The sequence below is a fragment of the Epilithonimonas sp. JDS genome, from assembly GCF_021261315.1.
Lineage (GTDB): Bacteria > Bacteroidota > Bacteroidia > Flavobacteriales > Weeksellaceae > Epilithonimonas.
This window is the reverse complement of sequence record NZ_JAJSAX010000007.1, coordinates 128,703-147,958: the sequence shown is the minus strand read 5'-3', so window position 1 is coordinate 147,958 and position 19,256 is coordinate 128,703. Positions and strand designations below refer to the sequence as shown.

Sequence of the window (19,256 nt, the reverse complement as noted above, 5' to 3'; positions counted from 1 at the left end):
TCCAAAGTGAAATTTAAATTTTTAAAGCAAATCTCAAAAAGCCAATTGCCATCAGCTATTTAAAATCTTCCGCTCGCTTCTATCCAGCCTGCAATTTTTTGATTGAACTGCGTTTGCTCTTTCAAATCTTCCAATTTCAAATGCATTCTGTAACGCCAGTAGTGTGGGAAAACCGCAGGATTGTTGATTCTTTCTTCATCCATATTTTGGTTCATCAGATTTTCATCGGTTGCCAAAAATTCCTGAATCGGGAATATCGCCAACATCGCTTCTGTGAAAAGATGCTGTTTCATAATCATTTCCGACAAATCCGGCGTCAAATCCCAAGGTGCTGTTCCGTATTGTCCCAACTGTCTGTTGAAATATTTCTGAGTCAGATTTCTGTCTTCGTGCCACCATTGTCTGAGTGTAGAACTGTCGTGAGAAGAAGCCGTTACGACATTCAGGTAACTTGCATTTTTGGGATCGTACCAGGCAATATTTTCGGAAGGCATTCTTTGAACTTTCAAAGCAGTGATCGCCAATCTGTCCATCACAACAGGCACGGAATCCGGAACCAAACCAAGATCTTCACCACAAATCAACATCGTAGTAGAATTGAGTAAAGCCGGTAATTTTTCCATCGCTTTCTGGTACCAAAGTCCATCCTGACGTTTGAAGAAGTAATCGTTGTAAACATCGCTCAACTTCGCTTTTTCCCAATCTGGCAAATACTTGTAAGATGTCGTTTTAGCGATATTGAATCTTGGATGATAAACGATTCCGTTCTCAGTTTCTTCGGTCAAGAACAAAACATTTCCGGCCAAAGAGATCAATTTTTCTTCTGCCCAATCCCATTTTTCTTTCTTGAAATAATCAGTCAGTTTTCTTTGCGTATCAAATTCCGGTTTGAAGCTATAAGTTCCATTGAAATGATTATCAAAGAAGTGATTCTGAACCTTTTCTTTCGATTCGCCAAAGGTTTCCCAAAGAATCGGCTCATTTACAAATGGTTTGATGTAACGATCGTAGTTGAAAGGAATCTGTCTGTCAGAAAACTCTCTTTCTGTCACAGGAACAGCCGGATAAAAATAACCCAGCAAACCTTGCGTCGCAGAAATCGGCATTCTCCAAATTCTAAAGAATCCAAGAATATGGTCGATTCTCATCGCATCAAAATATTGTTCCAAAACTTTGAAACGTTTTTTCCACCACTGGTAATCATCAGCTTTCATCACTTCCCAATTGTAGGTCGGGAATTCCCAGTTTTGACCTAAATCTGAAAATTGATCTGGCGGTGCACCGGCCTGGAAATCCATCCCGAAAAGCTCCGGCTCCGTCCAGGCTTCTACGGAATATCTGTAGATCCCTATTGGCAAATCGCCCTTCACCGAAAGTCCTAGTTGATGCAAATATTCCACCGCGTCCTGCAATTGCAAATGCAACTGGTACTGAACCCAAGCATGAAGCATTATCGTAGAATATTCCTTATGTTTAGGAGAATAAAGCGTTGCCACTTTTCCGGCAACAAATTTCTTATGCGTTTTCCAATCGTTGAAATTTGGCGTCTTGTATTTGTCTCTCAAAACACAAAATGCAGAATAAGGCATCAGCCATTCTTCGTTATCCTTAATGAATTTCTTGAAGTTTTTATCTTTAAAAATAGCTTCTTGATTTTCCTCGAAAACGGCTTTTGCAAATTTCCATTTTCCGGAGATCATTAGCTCGTAATCGATTAAACTTAAAGCATTTAATTCAGCTTTTTTATCCTGATATTCTTTTACTAATTTTTTCGGTAAAGCATATTCCAATTTTTCAATCGAAAGATATTGCGGATGAAGTGCGTAAACCGAAATTGCCGCATACGGATAAGAATCGGTCCAAGTATAATTGGCAGTTGTATCATTAATTGGCAAAATCTGAATCACAGAAAGCTTTGCATCATTGGCCCAATCGCCTAATTTTTTGATGTCAGAAAATTCACCAACGCCAAAACCGTCTTCGGATCTCAAAGAGAAAACCGGAACTGCAACCCCAGCAGAATGCCAAAGTGTTTCATTATTAAATTTGAAATAATGATCAGCCTTCACATACAGAATATCCTTAGTCGGATTTCCGAAAACCCAACGGTTTTCATTCGGTTCGATGTAAATGATTTGCCCAGACGTTTTGTCCTTGATGGCATATTTGTAAAGAACTGTCTGATGCGTCGGAATATCAACACCGATTTCCCAAACGCCGTAATCCGTTTCCTGTAGCTGCACTGATTTTTCGCCGTTCCAATTTCCCAAAGCGTCTACGTTTCCAATAATGACCAATTGCCAGTTTGGATTGTAAAGCGGCGCTTCTATGCGGAAAAGGTGCGAATGTTTTTTGACAACCGATAATTTTGCAGGTTTGAAACCTTGCAGACGATTGTGAAGAATTTTGTTGGTCAAATAATTTTCTGGGAAATTTTTAAGATTCCAACTGTCGAAGATCACAAATTCTTTGAAGCTGTTTGGCAGATTAAGCTTGTGAGTTGGGATCTCCTCATCCAAAACGTAGCCCTGCTCATTTACCAAAAGATATTTGTACTCGATTGATTTTGAAAAATAATCAATTTCTGTGGTCCAGTTATTATTTTCGGAATAGTTTAAATCGTGATCGCGGTGATCGTTTTTCTCGTCAAATAGTCGTAAAACAAGCCGTTCGCCAACTTTTGTTCCGAAATTAATACTAAAGTATAGTTTCATTATTAAGGTCTATTAATATTGGCGCAATTTAATGATTTATTGAATTATAACTATTATTCAAATAAAAAAATCATTTTTTCGTAATTCGGTCCAGATAGTCCTTAATATTATTGTCAAGAGAAACGGTAATTCCGCCTACATTTTTGGCTTTCATATACATCAGAACTTTCTCATCGCGCATTGAAAATATCAGAAAATCATTGAATTTATCAGGCGTAATTCCAGCTTCAGCAAAATAATTCGGATCAATATTATTATTAATCCAGGCCAGACCTTCCTGCAGATCTTCGTATTTGTAAAGCCGTCTCAACCGTCTTGATTTCCCACTCAAAACATCATAAATCGCCTGAATTTTTACTGTTGGAGGAATTCCTATAAGAGGCATCAGAATATCATTGACAGCTTCAGCCGGCTTTTCTCTTGGTTTTTCCGGACTTTTCGGTAAACCAATTGATTTTCTAAGCTCTTCTTTTTTAGCGTCTGCTAATTTTTTATTTTCAAGATTGACTTCTTCAATTTCAAGTGGAATTTTGACCAAGCGAACCGTCAGGAAATAATCATTTCGGACAATTACTTTTTCCCGCTCGTAATTTTCTTTCACAATTCTTAATTCATCGCCTGCTTTTGCATCGATGGAAAACTCGCCGACTTCATTGCTAAAAACCTTCTGGTCAGAACTTATATTAATGATCAAAGTTTTGGGAAGACGCGCAGATTCGTCTGTCACCACAACGCCGGAAATCATCTGAGAAGAGATTGAAATGGAAATCGATAGGAAGCAAAGGAATAGAAAGTTCTTCAACCGTGATTAATTTTAACCAAAAATAGCGCTTTATTAAAAACAAAAAATACGGTTTAACGTTTGTTAACCGTATTTTATAAATATTGATCCAACAAAAATTACTTTACAATAATCTTTTTAGAAATAATGGTTTTTCCATTTTCAGATTCAACATTGACAAGGTAAACGCCTGAAACCAGCTTTCCAAGTTCAATTTTAGTTTCAGAATTATTGATATTGGTAATCTTATTTTCCTTTACCAAAGCGCCGGCTAAACTGTAAATTTTAACTTGTGCGTTTCCTTTCTGAGAACTTCCAAGTCTTATATTTACAAAACCATCAGAAACTTTTGTTGGGTAAATTTCATTTTTGTCAATGCTAGCGATATTTTTATTACTTCTAAGAACATACGAACTTCCTAAATCATAAATTGGCAAGTTAATGTTTCCATTCATAGGCTCAGCCTGCAAAGTTTCCAAGTTCAAACTATGTAAAACACCGCCTTTTGCACTTCCCAGGACGATTTTTCCTTCAGCATTCACTGCAACGCCGTTGATAGAAAAATTATCTTGCAGACCTTTTACTTTTCCGATGAATTTGGCTTTCATCTCTTTCAAAGCAACTTTGAAAACATTTCCTGTCGATGAAAAAACATACAAATTATTATTGTCATCCGCAATCATATCGCCTCCAAAACCAGTCTGCATCTTGCTCAGCTGATTGTCACCGTTTCCTGAATCATCCTTAACAATTCCCAAATCCGAAACAGCATATTTGCCATTAATTCTAGAAATTTTCAGAAGCTGAGAACCGGAATTTGAAAGTGCGTAAATGTTACCGTCATTTCCTATTGTCATTCTGGAAAACTGAGAACCTGTGTCGCAAGCTGTCGGATTCGAAAGATTGTTTTCCAGCAAAATGATATCTTTTGTTTTAGAATCCAAAATGTAAATATTTGAAGAAAACATTGGCATATAAACCAAATTCCCCCTTCCATCTACCGCTAAACCAGCAATTTGACTTGCTACCGCATTGGCAAAAGATTTTTTGTCCTCGAAAATTTCCTTATCTAATTTGGTCGAAAATGTTTTAGGCTGATCTTTTTCAGACAGTAAGATCTTTTCCGTAATGCCTTTTTTGGAATCTAAAGCCCGGAAATCCTGGAAAATAATGTTTGCGGTTTCTTTGCCTGTCAGTGCAAAAATGTCTTGCTGTGCAAAGGAATTGGCGCCGATAAACAATAAAATTAAAGTGGATAGAGATTTTTTCATAGTATAAGTATTTGTAATTGTTGATACCAAGTTAAGTATTTTTGAAACACCACAATCATATTCACAAAAAACCTTTCGTTTGCTACGAAAGGTTTAGTTATTTATTGTTTCTGATAATTAATTCAGAACGTAAGTCGTTCCGTCTCTTCCATCTTTCAACTCAATTCCTTTTTCCAGAAGCTGATCGCGGATCTGGTCAGACAGTTCCCAGTTTTTTGATTTTCTCGCTTGATTTCTCAAATCGATCAAAACCTGCAAAGTCTGGTCAAGCTTATCATTATTCGATTCTTCAATCGTTTCCAATCCTAAAACATCGAAAACAATAGCATTCAGGAATTGTTTCAAATCTTCAAAATCATTGGTCGAAATGCTTTCTTTTCCAAGTTTCGAAGCTGAAATAAACTTCACTGCCTCGAACAAATGGGAAATCAAAATCGGACTGTTGAAATCGTCTGACAAAGCTTCCAAAACTTTTTCTTTCCAAGTTTTATAATCAAAAGAAGAGGTTTCCACACCTTCTGTCGGAACTTGTGTATTTAGGATTTTTACGGCTTCCATCAATCTGTTGAAACCTTTTTCGCTCGCCAACATCGCATCATTGGAAATGTCCAGAACACTTCTGTAATGCGCCTGCAAAAAGCAGAATCTCAACACACTTGGATGAAAAGCTTTCTCAAAGAAATCATTTTTTCCAGTAATTAATTCCATTGGAAGAATGTAATTTCCTGTGGATTTACTCATTCTTTGCCCGTTCATAGTCAGCATATTGGCGTGCATCCAATATTTCACAGGTTCTACGCCGTAACAAGCTTTTCCTTGAGCGATTTCACACTCGTGGTGCGGGAATTTCAAATCCATTCCGCCACCGTGAATGTCGAATTGGTCTCCCAGATATTTCGTGCTCATCGCGGTACATTCCAAGTGCCAGCCAGGAAAACCCTCTCCCCAAGGTGACGGCCATTTCATAATATGTTCTGGCGAAGCTTTTTTCCAAAGCGCAAAATCCTGCGGGTTTTTCTTTTCAAACTGTCCGTCCAAATCTCTTGTGTTGGCGAATAATTCCTCGATATTTCTTCTGGAAAGTTCACCATAATTAAGACCTCTTGCATTATACTCCAAAACATCAAAGTAAACGGAACCATTGCTTTCATAAGCAAAACCTTTTTCAATCAAATCTTTTGCAAGTTCCAATTGTTCGATGATGTGACCCGTTGCAGTCGGTTCGATTGTTGGCGGAAGCAAGTTGAATTTCTTCAAAACCTCGTGAAAATCGACTGTGTATTTTTGCACGATTTCCATTGGCTCCAATTTTTCCAATCTGGATTGCTTGATGAATCTGTCATTATTGATATCGCCATCGTCCGTCAAATGTCCGGCATCAGTGATATTTCTGACATATCGAACTTTATAACCCAGAAACTGAAGGCTTCGGTAAATAAAATCGAATGACAAAAAAGTTCTCACATTCCCCAAATGCACATTGCTGTAAACCGTCGGCCCACACACGTACATCCCGATATTACCTTCTAATATTGGTTTGAAAACTTCTTTTTCGCCTGAGAGCGAGTTGTATATTTTTAGTTGCATTGTTTTTATGAATGATAAATTATAATTGATAAATGATTTAAATATTGACACAAAATATCAACATCAAATAGTTGTTGTGATGAAAATTTGATGAGTCAGTTTTTTATATTTTATCATTTTAATCAAATTTCGCGTGACTTCCCACATAATGCAGAAATTCCTGTCTCGTAATTGGATTCGTTCTGAAAATCCCACTCAATTCTGCTGTAATCGTAGAACTTGCAGTATCTTTTATCCCGCGACAATTGACGCAAAGGTGTTTAGCATCGATGATACAGGCTACATTTTTCGTTCCCAAAGCTTCTTTCAAGGCATCAACAATTTGCATTGTCAATCGTTCCTGAACTTGGGGACGTTTTGCGTAATAATCTACAATCCTATTGATTTTAGACAAACCTATCACTTCACCACTTGAAATATAAGCAACGTGCGCTTTCCCGATGATCGGCAAGAAATGATGTTCGCAGAAAGAATAGACTGTAATATCTTTTTCCACCAACATCTGTCGGTACTTGTACTGATTTTTGAATGTTGAGATGCCAGGTTTATTTTCCGGAAGCAAACCTCCAAAGATCTCGTTCACGTACATTTTCGCCACACGCTTTGGAGAATCTTTCAGAGAATCATCCGTCATATCGAGGCCTAAAGTTTGCATGATCTCGCCAAAAAGCCCTTCGATTTTCTTTATTTTTTCTTCAGGTTTCAGATCAAAAGCATCCGGTCTGAGAGGCGTGTGATCTTTTCCTGTAAAGACATCATCATCATTATCAGAAATGTGTTCCATAATATCATTAATAATAAGAAGCAAAAATAAACAAAATTTATCTACTCCGTTGAGAGTAAATCTAAAGATTTGATTATAAAAAGAATAGATTTAGAAAGCATCTAAAAAACTAAAAAAAAATTGAAATGATTTGAATTTTTATATATTTGCACCAAATTAACATAATTAAAAATAAAATACTATGTCAGACATTGCATCAAGAGTAAAAGCTATCATCGCTGATAAGCTTGACGTTGAAGAAACAGAAGTGACTCCAGAAGCTAGCTTCACAAACGATTTAGGAGCTGATTCTTTGGATACTGTTGAACTTATCATGGAATTCGAAAAAGAATTCAACATTCAGATTCCAGATGATCAAGCAGAGAAAATTACAACTGTTGGTCACGCTATTGCTTACATCGAGGAAGTTGTAAATAAATAATATTTATTCAAGACAAAAAAAATTTATGGAATTAAAGAGAGTAGTTGTAACCGGCTTCGGCGCTATTACACCGATTGGAAATAACGCGAAGGAATACTGGGAAAGCCTTAAAATAGGAGCAAGTGGCGCTGCCCCGATTACTCTTTTTGATTCCACTAATTTTAAAACCAAGTTCGCCAGTGAGGTGAAAAACTTTGATCCACTTAATTATTTCGATAAAAAAGAGGCGAAAAAGATGGATAGAAATTCTCAGTTCGGCCAAATTGCTGCAAGAGAAGCTATTGCTCACGGGAGACTTATTGAAGACAATGTCGATAAAAATCGCGTTGGTGTAATCTGGGGATCAGGAATCGGCGGACTGGAAACTTTTGAACAAGAAGTTTTGGGTTTTGCAGAATCCAAAGGTATTCCGAGATTCAATCCTTTCTTTATTCCAAAAATGATTGCGGACATTACGCCTGGAAATATTTCTATTGAATATGGTTTCCATGGTCCTAATTACACAACTGTTTCTGCTTGTGCTTCTTCTGCCAATGCTTTGATCGATGCTAAGATGCTTATTAACTTAGGCAAAGCTGACGTGATTGTATGTGGAGGTTCAGAAGCTGCTGTTACAGCGAGCGGAATGGGAGGTTTCAACGCCATGCACGCACTTTCTACAAGAAACGATGATCCCAAAACGGCTTCCAGACCATTCGACAAAGACAGAGATGGATTTGTATTGGGCGAAGGCGCAGGATGTATCATCCTTGAAGAATACGAACACGCAAAAAAACGAGGTGCAACAATCTATGCAGAATTAGCTGGTGGCGGAATGAGTGCAGATGCACATCACATGACGGCTCCACACCCTGAAGGACTTGGCGCTTATCTGGTAATGAAAAATTGTCTGGAAGATGCTGGTGTAACTGCCGATGAAGTAGATCATATCAACATGCATGGTACATCTACTCCACTGGGAGACATCGCAGAATCCAATGCGATTGCAAAATTATTCGGAGAACACGCTTTTGATATTCAGATCAATTCTACAAAATCAATGACCGGCCACCTTTTGGGAGCTGCCGGCGTTATTGAAGCCATTGCCGCGTTACACGCCATTATTCACGGTATTGTTCCACCAACAATCAATCATTTTACTGATGATGAAAACATCGACCCAAGATTGAATTTTACATTCAATACTGCGATTGAAAAAGATGTTAACATCGCTATGAGTAATACTTTTGGTTTCGGAGGTCACAACGCTTGTGTTCTTTTCAAAAAAATATAATATGTTTTTATGGAGTTGAAAAGTTATTTTTCTAAATTCCTTCTTAAAAACAGAGCACAAAAACTTTCGGAAAAAGATATTCTTTTTCGCAAAAACATTTCAAACATCGTAGGTTACAACATCCACGATATCGAAATCTTTAAAGAAGCATTTTCTTTGAAATCGTCTTCAAAAAGCACGAATAAAAAAAATTACGAACGTCTTGAGTTTTTAGGGGATTCTGTTTTAGGAACCATTATTTCTTGTCATCTTTTTCAAACTTATCCGAATGAAAACGAAGGATTTCTCACGCAGATGAAGTCCAAAATTGTCAACAGGAAAAACCTCAACAAACTGGGAGAAGATCTTAAATTAAGCTCTCTTCTGCAGGCCGATACAAGCCAGACGATTCTTAGTGAAAACATCTCAGGAAATCTTTTGGAAGCTTTAATTGGTGCGCTTTATCTCGATATTGATTATGAATTCTGTAAGAAAATAGTCCTCGACAGGATTCTTACGCCTTCCACAATCAATAAGCTTGAAAATAAGATCATCAGCTACAAAGGTCTTTTGCTGGAATGGAGTCAGAAAAAGAAAATCCCTATCAAGTACGAAACCTGCGAGGAACTTCAGCCAAATAAAGTTGCCGTTTTCCGCTGTCACGTCTGGCTTCACAACGAAAGAATCGCCAACGCGGTAGAAACTTCGAAAAAGAAAGCCGAGGAAAAAGCAGCTCAGAGGGCATTTTACGTTTTGAGTAAGAAAGAAAACATTATTGAGCATCAAAAAACAGTATCTTAAACTAGAAGAAGATCTATCAGAGATCAACGTAGGATTGATTAGACTTGCAAAACCAATCCCGGAACACGAATTGTTTTTTCTCATCAACAATATCAATACTTTCAAATTTACAAGAGTAGATGATATTCTCATCAAAGGCGAATATTTCGACCATTCTTTTTCCAGATATCAGGCGTACGACAAATCATCCAAAAACTGTTACAGTTTTATTTCCAACAAGTCTATTGTCTCAATTCAGAAAAAAGAACAGAATCAGCTTTTTTCAGATGAATCAAATATTAAATTTCTACTTAATACGCATCAAGATGTGGATTACATTTTAACTAATTCCGACATGTTTGCGGAATTTTCGTTAATTTTGCTTCCGGAAAATTTCGTGTTCCAAATTCAGGAATATCCATTGAGCTCTGAAGAAGAGCTTTATCAATTAATTCAATATTATGAATAAAAACCTTAAAAAAACAAAAATTATTGCAACCCTAGGACCAGCATCTTCCAGCAAGGAAACGATGATCCAAATGATCCAGGCAGGTGTTGATGTATTTAGAATAAACTTTTCACACGCCGATTACGATTTGGTGATGAAAAATGTAAATATTATCCGTGAGATCAACAAAGAATATGGCTACTCTGTATCTATTTTGGGAGATCTTCAGGGACCAAAACTTAGAGTTGGTGTAGTAAAAGAAGGATCTTTCCTTAATCCCGGAGATATTCTTACTTTCACTAACGAAAAAATTGAAGGAGACGCTACCAGAGTTTACATGACTTATCAGCAGTTCCCTCAGGACGTAAAAGTTGGAGAGAGAATCCTGATTGACGACGGTAAATTGGTTTTCGAAGTGATCGAAACTAATAACCTGGACACTGTAAGAGCTAAAACAATCCAAGGCGGACCGTTGAGTTCCAAAAAAGGAGTAAACCTTCCTAACACAAACGTTTCTTTGCCTGCATTGACAGAAAAAGATATCGAAGATGCAAACTTTATGCTGGACAATGAGTTTGACTGGATTGCTTTATCTTTCGTACGTCACGCTCAGGACATTATCGATCTTAAAGATCTGATGGCAAAACACCCAACCAACAAGACCAAAACGCCGATCATTGCAAAAATCGAGAAGCCAGAAGGTGTGAAAAACATCGATGAGATCTTGCTGGAATGTGACTGTCTGATGGTTGCCAGAGGTGATTTGGGAGTTGAAGTTCCTATGGAGCAAGTGCCTGTAATCCAGAAAAACCTTGTAAACAAAGCTAGACTTTACGCAAAACCTGTAATCATCGCAACTCAGATGATGGAAACAATGATTAACATCCTGACGCCTACAAGAGCGGAAGTAAATGACGTTGCCAACTCTGTATTGGATGGTGCTGATGCAGTAATGCTTTCCGGAGAAACTTCGGTTGGAAAATATCCTGTGGAAGTGGTAAGCAATATGGCAAAAATCGTGAAGAATATTGAGAAAACGCCACTTTACGGAAAACTAAATCACGTGATTGAAGAAAAAATCAATTGTGTGGACGAGCGTTTCATTACGGATAAAGTTTGTCGTTCTGCAGTTGATATTGCAAAATCTACGGGAGCTGAGGCTATCGTCACTTTGACATCTTCCGGTTACACCGCTTTCCAGATCTCTGCGCACAGACCATCTTCCCACATCATCGTTTTCAGTAACAACAAACGTGTTATTACAATGCTAAACCTTCTTTGGGGCGTAAGAGCTTTCTATTATGATATGGAAAAATCTACGGATGAGACTGTAATCCAAGTGAATATGCTGACGCACAATTATGGATTTGTAGAGCAAGGTGATTATGTTATCAACCTTAATGCAATGCCGGTTCACAACGGCGGAAAAACAAATACTTTGAGATTATCAACGATATAATTTCGGTTTATATAAAAGCAAAAAGACACCAATCTACTTGGTGTCTTTTTTTATTTTCCATTGTCAAAGAAACTATTCTTTCACAATTTTCTTTGATACGATTCCAGTTTTAGTTTTAACCGTTAAGATATAAACTGAATTTGGAAGCTTATTCAGACTGATGGTTTGGGATTTTGAAGCTTTAAGATTTTCAAGAATCAGTTTTCCGTTCATATCAAAAAGAGCAATTCTTTCTATATCATTTGGTGCATTGATATTAATTAGATCTTTTGTTTTCGTCGGATAGATTTTCACTTCGTCTTTTGAAATATTTTCTGAAGCTAAAGTAATCTTCTTCGTTCCGGTTGCGACCAATGCAAAATCCTGAGTTGCCGCATTACCTTCCTGATTGACCAGCGTATTTTTGTGGCTGACTTCTATTCTGTAAATTCCACCCGCTGCAGGATTATCAATCACGATTTGTTCTACATTATCAACAGTATTATCACCTTTCGTGGCATTAGCATTAGGATCATTGATGTCCAGTTTCCAAGGATAATAAACCGTTCCGGAGCCAACTTCAACAACTCTAAGATCAAGATCATTCACCAGTCTCGAGGTGTGATTTTGCTGCTGGTCTATATCTGTTGTGAAATAGGCAATTGCAGGATCAACCCAAGAAATGCTGACCTTCAAAGGTTCTGTTCCCGATGCTTTGATTTCCTTCGTAAAATCTACTGTGGACTGAAGCGTATTTCTTTCCAGATAGGAATCTTCATTCAGTTTGTTAATTAAAACTTTGGCGGCCTTTTTCGCATCCACAAGTCCCCAGCCATACCAAACATCCGGACCTGGTCTTCCAGCCTCATTCGCAGTATGAGTCAAAAGCGCTTTCATCTCATCAGCTTTAAAAATAAAACTGCTGTTTCCCAAAATCCCTCTTTGAATCTGAGTCAGTGCGCCGGCAATGCCTGTAACCATTGGTGCTGCATAGGATGTTCCGTAATTCACGACGTATTGAGTGGTTGCATTGGGATTTGCATTGGTGTAATTTGCCATTATCATATCTACGCCAACAGCTGTAATATCTGGCTTCACAGCGCCATCTTTTCTCGGACCTGCACCGCTGAAGCTGCCTTTTACCACGTCATTTGCCTGCGTATATTTATGATCCGAAGTTGTCAATTGATTGACCGCTCCTACTACAATAATGTTTTTGGCTACTGAACCATATCCTATGCAATTATAACCCTGACTGCAATTGGCCGGCGGAATCTCATCTCCGGCTGCGAAAGCAACCCAGGAATTTGTGGCAGTATTAAATTTATATTTTGGAGAAGCAGCAGAAGGCCCAACGCCGTAATAGTTCCCTGTAGATTTTACGATAATCTGCTGAGGCTGTGCATAAACGATTTTATCAAAATTATAGTCGTTTTCGTAATAAGCGCCGGAATAGGTATCCTGATGACTAAATTCATAATTACCATACCAATAGTAAGAACTGCCAGATTGCAGCCAGCCTAGATTGACGCCATAAGAATGATTGGAAATATTAAGATCCGGCAAAGTTGCTAGTTTCTGGTAATTATTGCCCAAAGCCGTCGCAGCAAACATATAATTATCCGTGATTCCTTGTGGCAGAATTCCCTTTGCATCCAGCTTGGAGTAAGTGCTTCCACTTTGAGTAAAAGTTCCCGTTGCTGTTCCGTTTCCGATAAGAATACTGTTGACATTTGTCCCGTGGTAATGCTTGGCTTCTGTCGCCGCTTCCCTATTCACGGCTCTGTTTGTCGTGAATTGCTCGTGCGTATCCTGAATTCTTCCTGCATCGAAAATGGTAATTTTCACACCACTTCCTGTAACTGCAGCAGCTCCGGAAACTGACCCGGACTGCAATTCATCTATATTAGCTGTCGCATTCGCTCTGGTCTCTTCGGTGGAATAAAAAAGGGGAATCTGTCCCGCAAAACCTGCAAGATTCTTTTTCAGACTGTCTTTTTCTTTGGAAGAATACTTTGCGCTTTTTGATAAGAAAGAATCCAGTTTCTTTTCATTTTCTAATCTTTGTTTCCCAAACTCATTTTTCAGTTTAAGATCCTGGGCATTAGAAAAATAAAACGAAAATAACATTCCGACACTGAGTACAACTTTTTTCATCTAAAAACTTTTTGCAAAGATAAAAAATACTTAGATCATAATAAGTTTTAAAAATGTTAACTATTTATTTTTGAATTTCTTAAATGTAGTTTCGAAGTGAAGTTTCAGGTTTCCAATATCTTCTTCACTGCAATAGCCATATTTCAGAATAGTTCTCGTCCCAAAACTTTGAAGTGAGTAGAAGATAAAAGAATTAATTTCCTGAGATATTAATCCTAAAGAAATAAAATAGTCATCCGTCAGATTTTCGCGCAGCCATTCCACAAAATCTGATGTAGTCCATTTGTCATCGATTTTTCCAAAACTAATACCTCCGCCAACTGGCTGTACAAATTCGCCGTGTCTTGGTTTCATTAATTCCTCACTGGATTTCGTTTTGAAATAGACTTTCAAATCATTGTTCAAAGCGACTTTTTTCTTGTTTTCATTGAAAAGTTTAGAATCCTCATCAAGTTTCCCAGACAACTTTTTCCTGACCTCAACTTCCTCGATTTCCGTAACAATTTTTATTAAATTAATGACAATTTCATCAGTATTAATGATTTTCAAAATCTTCCTTTCGTAACCTTCTTTCACAAACCGGAGCTCATCACCAAGATTTGCATTAATCACAAACTGACCTTGAGAATTAGAATAAGTTTTTTCCTGAGAATTGATATTAACGACCAAAACTTGATTCGCCAAAACAGAATCAGACACAATTTTTCCTTTAATATTTTGTGAATAAAAGGTTTGAAAAAGCAGTAAAAAACAAGAGAATAGAAATATTTTCAAAGGCTATTTTTCATCAAAAATAAATTTAATTCCGGCTCGGAAATGACATTTAACCAGGATTAACTTTTTTGTGAACATTTAACAAAATCGGATTTCCAAAGCATTTTATTTCTCTGTTTAAAACCTTAACTTTACGCAAAATTACAATGTAGATGTACTTAGTTTTCGATACAGAGACCACTGGTTTACCCAAAAATTTCAACGCACCGCTCTCAGATTCAGACAACTGGCCAAGAATGGTCCAGATCGCCTGGCAGATCCACGATGACAATGGAAACCTGATAGAAAACCAAGATTACATCATCAAACCAGAAGGTTATGACATCCCGTTCAACGCCGCGAGAATCCACGGGATCACGACTAAAATCGCTAATGAAGAAGGTCGAGATCTGGAAGAGATCTTAGTAGAATTTTCTAAAGCTTTGGAAAACGTTAGAGTTGTTTCCGGACACAATGTGGAATTCGATTACAACATCGTTGGGGCAGAATTTTTCAGGAAAAATATTAAAGATAATCTTCAGGAAAAACCGAGAGCAGATACGATGATCTTGGGAACAGATTATTGTCAGTTGGCTGGCGGACGAGGCGGAAAATTCAAATCGCCAAAACTGGAAGAACTTTACGAGAAACTTTACGGACACAAGTTTGATGAAGCGCACAACGCTGCAGCCGATGTGAATGCAACGGCTCAGGTTTTCTTTGAAATGATGAGAATCGGCGTGATTCCGACGGATGTTTTGAAGATCAATGAAACTCAGTTAAAAGAATTTCAGACCCACAATCCAAATCCGATAAAACCTTTCGGAATCGTCATCAGAAGACAGGTTGCAAGTTTTAACAATAAGAAAAAACAAGCCGATGTTGGCAGCATTGATGACATTGAGCTTGGAAAATATTTCAATTTCGACAACCACAGCGTTTTCTCCACTTTGACGGCGACGACCAATATCAACGACCTTATCAAAAAAGCGACAGATGAGAACTATGCGGCCGTTGGAATGGTGGATATTGGCAATATGATGGGCGCGTTCAAATTCGTTTCTGCGGTTGAAGACACCAATTCCGGAAGAAATAAAAAGCACAAAGAATATTTGGCTAAAAAACAGGAAGCCGAAGAAAAAGGAGAAGTTTTCAATGAAGAAGAGCCAATTACAGATCAACTGATCCCAATTGTTGGTTGCGAATTTTTCATTTCGAATCGATACGAGCAAAAGCAATTTACCAAAGACGATCCGGACAGAAGGACGCAAATGGTGTTGCTGGCAAAGGATTTCAATGGTTATAAAAATTTGATCAAACTTTCCAGTATTGGTTTTCAGAAAGGATTCTATTTTGGCGTTCCAAGGATCAGCAGAGAATTGATCTCTCAATACAAAGAAGGATTGATCGCCTTGACTTCCGGGATCAACGGCGATATTCCGAATACGATCTTAAATATCGGAGAACAAAAAGGGGAAGAATTGTTCCAATGGTGGAAAGAGGAATTTGGCGATGATTTCTATGTTCAGATCCAGAATCATAATTTGCCCGAGGAAGAGCATTTGAATGAAGTTCTATTGCAATTTGCAGATAAATATAATGTCAAGATCTTAGCTCAAAACGAAACGTACTACACCAATAAAGATGACGCGAATATCCAAGACATTTTGGGTTGTATCAAAGATGGCGAAAAGCAATCAACGCCGATTGGCAAAGGTTTCGGAAAGAGAAAAGGCTTGACGACCAACGAATATTACATCAAAAGTCAAGATGAATTAAAACAAGCTTTTATAAATTATCCGGATGCTTTCGAAGCTTATGAAGAATTTTTGGCGAAGTTCAAACCTTACACTTTGAAACGTGATGTTTTGCTACCGAAGTTTGACATTCCGGAAGAATTCATCGATCCAGAAGATGAAGCTGATGGCGGAAAACGTGGTGAAATGGCCTACCTGCGACATTTGACCTACGAAGGTGCAAATAAACGTTACCCAGTTATTACGCCTGAAATTCAGGAGCGATTGGATTTTGAATTGGAAGTTATTGCCAACACAGGTTATCCTGGATATTTCTTGATCGTTCAGGATTTCTGTAATGAGGCTCGAAATATGGGTGTTTCGGTTGGTCCAGGTCGTGGATCGGCCGCTGGATCGGCAGTTGCCTATTGCATTAAAATCACGAATGTCGACCCGATCAAATATGATCTCCTTTTTGAGAGATTCCTGAATCCGGAAAGGGTTTCGATGCCCGATATCGATATCGATTTTGATGATGAAGGCCGTGATAAGGTCATCAAATGGGTGGTTGAAAAATATGGTCAGGAACAGGTGGCGCAGATCATCACTTATTCGGTTTTGGGAGGAAAATCAGCGATCAAAGATGCTGGTCGAGTTCTCGACCTGTCAATTCCAGAAACGAATATGATTGCGAAACTGATTCCGCCAAGTCCGGGAATGAATATTGCGAAAGCGCTTTCAAAATATGACAAGCTGAAGCCTGAGGATCAGCAATTGGTTGATGAGATGAAGTTCATTCTTTCAAACTCCGATGATTCCAGATTCTCGGTTCTGGAAAGCGCGAAGAAAATGGAAGGTTGCATCCGAAATACGGGAATCCACGCTTGTGGTGTGATCATTACGCCAGAACCTGTGAGCAATTTGGTTCCAATCACGATTGCGGCGAAAGATGCGGATATTTTGGTTTCTCAGTTCGATAACTCGGTGGCGGAAAATGCGGGTCTTTTGAAGATGGATTTCCTTGGATTGAGGACTTTGACTATTATTAAAGATGCAGTGAAACTTGTAAAAGAACGTCACGGCGTTGATATCGACCCAGATGAAATCCCTTTGGATGACGCAAAAACTTATCAATTATTTAAGGAAGGAAGAACGATCGGGATTTTCCAATACGAGAGTCCGGGAATGCAAAAATATATGCGTGAATTGAAACCAACGGTTTTCGCCGATCTGATTGCGATGAATGCCTTGTATCGCCCAGGTCCTATTAAATATATCCCAAATTTCATTAACAGAAAACACGGAACTGAGGAAATTATCTATGACCTCGAAGAAACAAAAGAATATCTTGAAGAAACTTACGGGATCACCGTTTATCAGGAACAGGTAATGCTTCTGTCTCAGAAGTTGGCCAACTTTACCAAAGGTGAAGCCGATACTTTGAGAAAAGCGATGGGTAAAAAGCAGATCGAAGTTCTGAACAAAATGTACCCGAAATTCATCGAAGGTGGAAGAAAAAACAACCTAGATGAAGAAAGATTGGAAAAGATCTGGAATGACTGGAAAGCCTTTGCAGAGTACGCCTTCAACAAATCCCACTCGACTTGTTACGCGTGGATCGCTTATCAAACCGCTTATCTGAAAGCCAATTATCCAGCAGAATATATGGCGAGTGTAATGAGTAATAACATTAATAATACCGCTTCCATCACAATGTTTATGGAGGATTGTAAAGCCATTGGTGTCGATGTTTTGGGTCCAGATGTGAATGAATCTCAATATAAATTCTCAGTAAATGAAAAAGGACAAATCCGCTTTGGATTGGGCGCTATTAAAGGAATTGGTGAAGGCCCGAGTGAGGCGATTGCAGCCTTGAGACAAAACGGAAGATATAAAAACGTCTATGATTTCTTTGAGCGAATTCCGCCTTCGCAAGTGAACAAAAGGGTTGCGGAAAGTTTGGTGACTGCGGGAGCGTTTGACGAATTGGACACGTATCACCGCGGACAATACTTTGACATCGATGCTTCCGGGAAAACGAATATTGAAAGACTTTCGCGTTACGGACAAAGTTTTCAGGACAGCAAAAATGAAATGGATAATTCTCTGTTTGCAGATTTTGCCGAGGAAGTTCAAATCGAACAACCAAAACTTTTGCCTTGCGCAGAATGGCCGAATATGCATAAACTCAATAAAGAGAAAGAAATCATTGGATTCTATTTGTCCGCGCATCCTCTGGACGAGTTCAAATATCAGTTTAAATTTATGCAAGGTGTCCTTTCCAAAAAAGCGATCCTTGATGAGAAGAAGGACGAAATTCCTGTTTTGGATGAAGTAATTCCGATTTTGGAAACCGACAATACGCCTGACGAAGAAGTTCCTGATATTTTGGTTTCTGATGAAGTCGGATTGGAAGATGAAATCATTGAAGAATCCGGCAAAAAAGCAGAACCAAAAGGTAATTTCAATTTCCTGAATCTAGATGAAGTGGAAGCTTTCAAAGATTTGGCCTTTCCGCCAAAAGCACCCGAACTTTTTGAAGAAAAGAAAAGCTGGAAGGACAAGATGAATGAAAAAGACAACACCAAGGAATACACCGTTGCTGGCCTAATTACGGAATATCGTGTGGCGGATGGTTTCCGAAGTGGGGAAAAAGTGGCTTTTGTCTTGTTGGAGGATTACACAGGCTCCTACTCTTTCCGATTGGGTGACAGAGATTATATGCGTTTGAAAGACAAATTGGAAGTTCAGCGCTTTGTCATTATGAAACTCAAATTCTCACAGGGAAAAGACGGACGTGTTTTCGTCAATGTAAATGATGTTTTGGAATTGAAAGAGGCTTTTGACCGATTTGCACGTAGTTTATGTATTGTAGTGCCACTGGATTCCTTGCGTAAAACTGATATTGAATTCTTTAAAGAGAAGATCATTGAGAATCATGGCGAGCAGAAATTGAATTTCTTTATCAAAAATCCGGAAGATGAATCTGTTTTGGAAGTTGTGAGTATGAAACATCATATTAATATTAATGAAGATCTTTTAGAAGTGATACATTCCATTAATAATTATGAAGTTTTTCTGAATTAAGGAGTTTAAAATAACAGTAACAGCCATTTTGCATTTCGTAAAATGAC

13 protein-coding genes are annotated in these 19,256 nt (G+C 38.2%); 6 read left to right on the top strand and 7 right to left on the bottom strand.

Going from position 1 to position 19,256, the window contains the following annotated elements; all coding sequences use genetic code 11:
* Nucleotides 1–59: 59 nt before the first annotated feature.
* The 5 genes from LUD75_RS16780 to folE all read right to left on the bottom strand — a co-directional run bounded on the left by LUD75_RS16780 (nucleotide 60) and on the right by folE (nucleotide 7,137).
* Complete coding sequence (locus tag LUD75_RS16780; RefSeq protein WP_232706967.1) at nucleotides 60–2,714, bottom strand: 4-alpha-glucanotransferase; 2,655 nt, start codon at nucleotides 2,712–2,714, stop codon at nucleotides 60–62.
* A 70-nt stretch (nucleotides 2,715–2,784) separates the two neighbouring features.
* Nucleotides 2,785–3,516, bottom strand: a complete 732-nt coding sequence (locus LUD75_RS16775; protein WP_232706966.1) for a hypothetical protein — start codon at nucleotides 3,514–3,516, stop codon at nucleotides 2,785–2,787.
* Between the two features lie 98 nt (nucleotides 3,517–3,614).
* Nucleotides 3,615–4,766, bottom strand: a complete 1,152-nt coding sequence (locus tag LUD75_RS16770; protein WP_232706965.1) for a T9SS type A sorting domain-containing protein — start codon at nucleotides 4,764–4,766, stop codon at nucleotides 3,615–3,617.
* Nucleotides 4,767–4,883: 117 nt separating this feature from the next.
* Nucleotides 4,884–6,353 carry a cysteine--tRNA ligase gene (gene cysS / locus LUD75_RS16765; RefSeq protein ID WP_232706964.1) on the bottom strand — a complete coding sequence of 490 codons (1,470 nt, stop codon included), beginning with the start codon at nucleotides 6,351–6,353 and terminating at the stop codon, nucleotides 4,884–4,886.
* 118 nt (nucleotides 6,354–6,471) lie between these two features.
* A complete protein-coding gene (folE, locus tag LUD75_RS16760; RefSeq protein ID WP_232706963.1) occupies nucleotides 6,472–7,137 on the bottom strand; it encodes a GTP cyclohydrolase I FolE in 666 nt (221 codons plus the stop codon).
* A gap of 181 nt (nucleotides 7,138–7,318) precedes the next feature.
* On the opposite strand from folE, the gene LUD75_RS16755 reads away from it, so the two are divergent.
* Genes LUD75_RS16755 through pyk form a run of 5 tightly spaced genes read left to right on the top strand, consistent with a single transcriptional unit; the run spans nucleotide 7,319 to nucleotide 11,497 of the window.
* Complete coding sequence (locus tag LUD75_RS16755; protein WP_002976354.1) at nucleotides 7,319–7,558, top strand: acyl carrier protein; 240 nt, start codon at nucleotides 7,319–7,321, stop codon at nucleotides 7,556–7,558.
* A gap of 25 nt (nucleotides 7,559–7,583) precedes the next feature.
* A complete protein-coding gene (gene fabF / locus LUD75_RS16750) occupies nucleotides 7,584–8,831 on the top strand; it encodes a beta-ketoacyl-ACP synthase II (RefSeq protein ID WP_232706962.1) in 1,248 nt (415 codons plus the stop codon).
* 9 nt (nucleotides 8,832–8,840) lie between these two features.
* Complete coding sequence (gene rnc, locus LUD75_RS16745; protein WP_232706961.1) at nucleotides 8,841–9,611, top strand: ribonuclease III; 771 nt, start codon at nucleotides 8,841–8,843, stop codon at nucleotides 9,609–9,611.
* On the top strand, nucleotides 9,586–10,059 hold the full coding sequence (locus tag LUD75_RS16740) for an IPExxxVDY family protein (protein WP_232706960.1): 474 nt from the start codon (nucleotides 9,586–9,588) through the stop codon (nucleotides 10,057–10,059). The genes rnc and LUD75_RS16740 overlap by 26 nt, the downstream gene beginning before the upstream one ends.
* Nucleotides 10,052–11,497 (top strand): pyruvate kinase, encoded by a 1,446-nt coding sequence (gene pyk / locus LUD75_RS16735; protein ID WP_232706959.1) that lies wholly within the window; start codon nucleotides 10,052–10,054, stop codon nucleotides 11,495–11,497. The genes LUD75_RS16740 and pyk overlap by 8 nt, the downstream gene beginning before the upstream one ends.
* Before the next feature lie 72 nt (nucleotides 11,498–11,569).
* On the opposite strand, the gene LUD75_RS16730 is transcribed toward pyk, so the two are convergent.
* Both LUD75_RS16730 and LUD75_RS16725 read right to left on the bottom strand, forming a co-directional pair.
* The gene (locus LUD75_RS16730; protein WP_232706958.1) at nucleotides 11,570–13,633 is read right to left on the bottom strand and encodes a S8 family peptidase; all 2,064 of its coding nucleotides are present in this window, start codon (nucleotides 13,631–13,633) and stop codon (nucleotides 11,570–11,572) included.
* 60 nt (nucleotides 13,634–13,693) lie between these two features.
* Nucleotides 13,694–14,332: a hypothetical protein gene (locus tag LUD75_RS16725; protein WP_232706957.1), complete on the bottom strand. Its 639-nt coding sequence runs from the start codon at nucleotides 14,330–14,332 to the stop codon at nucleotides 13,694–13,696.
* A gap of 227 nt (nucleotides 14,333–14,559) precedes the next feature.
* On the opposite strand from LUD75_RS16725, the gene dnaE reads away from it, so the two are divergent.
* Nucleotides 14,560–19,209: a DNA polymerase III subunit alpha gene (gene dnaE, locus LUD75_RS16720; protein WP_232706956.1), complete on the top strand. Its 4,650-nt coding sequence runs from the start codon at nucleotides 14,560–14,562 to the stop codon at nucleotides 19,207–19,209.
* Nucleotides 19,210–19,256: the final 47 nt, after the last annotated feature.

Excerpts from the sequence above, each read along its gene's own strand:
- LUD75_RS16780 (WP_232706967.1), bottom strand. The coding sequence starts at position 2,714 with ATGAAACTATACTTTAGTATTAATTTCGGAACAAAAGTTGGCGAACGG.
- LUD75_RS16770 (WP_232706965.1), bottom strand. The coding sequence starts at position 4,766 with ATGAAAAAATCTCTATCCACTTTAATTTTATTGTTTATCGGCGCCAAT.
- cysS (WP_232706964.1), bottom strand. The coding sequence starts at position 6,353 with ATGCAACTAAAAATATACAACTCGCTCTCAGGCGAAAAAGAAGTTTTC.
- folE (WP_232706963.1), bottom strand. The coding sequence starts at position 7,137 with ATGGAACACATTTCTGATAATGATGATGATGTCTTTACAGGAAAAGAT.
- LUD75_RS16755 (WP_002976354.1), top strand. The coding sequence starts at position 7,319 with ATGTCAGACATTGCATCAAGAGTAAAAGCTATCATCGCTGATAAGCTT.
- fabF (WP_232706962.1), top strand. The coding sequence starts at position 7,584 with ATGGAATTAAAGAGAGTAGTTGTAACCGGCTTCGGCGCTATTACACCG.
- rnc (WP_232706961.1), top strand. The coding sequence starts at position 8,841 with ATGGAGTTGAAAAGTTATTTTTCTAAATTCCTTCTTAAAAACAGAGCA.
- pyk (WP_232706959.1), top strand. The coding sequence starts at position 10,052 with ATGAATAAAAACCTTAAAAAAACAAAAATTATTGCAACCCTAGGACCA.
- LUD75_RS16730 (WP_232706958.1), bottom strand. The coding sequence starts at position 13,633 with ATGAAAAAAGTTGTACTCAGTGTCGGAATGTTATTTTCGTTTTATTTT.
- dnaE (WP_232706956.1), top strand. The coding sequence starts at position 14,560 with ATGTACTTAGTTTTCGATACAGAGACCACTGGTTTACCCAAAAATTTC.